This window comes from Vibrio sp. 1562, from assembly GCF_033340155.1.
Lineage (GTDB): Bacteria > Pseudomonadota > Gammaproteobacteria > Enterobacterales > Vibrionaceae > Vibrio > Vibrio alginolyticus.
Genome location: NZ_JAWOVY010000532.1, coordinates 1 through 604, shown reverse-complemented (window position 1 = coordinate 604; position 604 = coordinate 1). Strand labels below are relative to the sequence as shown.

The 604-nt window shown below is 45.0% G+C and carries 1 pseudogene; it reads right to left on the bottom strand.

Going from position 1 to position 604, the window contains the following annotated elements:
- Positions 1-32: 32 nt before the first annotated feature.
- Positions 33-604 (bottom strand): annotated as a pseudogene (locus tag R7Z49_RS26235) (TolC family protein); the annotation flags it as partial.

Below are 604 nucleotides of genomic sequence, written 5' to 3'. Positions count from 1 at the left end.
AATGGGACAGTTGCGTTTATCGGACGATATTAGGCATAGTGGTCTGCATATTTTGGATCAAGGTAATCTTTACGCGCTTCAAACAACTCGGTTTCAGTGTTCAGAACGTCTAGTAAGGTTCGTTTACCGATTCGATATTGCTTTTCATACGCGATGACCGTCTCAGCTGCCGAATCAACGTGGTCTGCTAAAAATTCTTTTTGTTGCAGCGTCAAGTCCAGAGCACTCCAAGATAAGCGAAGCCCTTCCTCAACATTACGGTACGCGCCTTCACGTAAGTCTTTCGCTTTGTTGAGTTGGTATGCGAAGTTTTCTGAATTTGCCGCATCGCTACCGCCGTTGAACAAGTTATAGCGTAAACGCAACATGGCGAGAGTTTCATCGCTTCGACCTTTTAAGCCATCAGCATCGTCTTTCCAAGTTTGAGAAGCTTCAATCGAGATCGTCGGGTAGTTAACGCCTTTCGATTGTTTGTATTGGAACTTGGCAGAGTCCACATCCGCCAATGCGATTTGAATTACGGGGTGTAATTCAAATGCCAAACCAACCGCTTCATCGACGGTGTAGGGGATAAAGTTCTGATCAGCTCTTGGAAAAATTAACC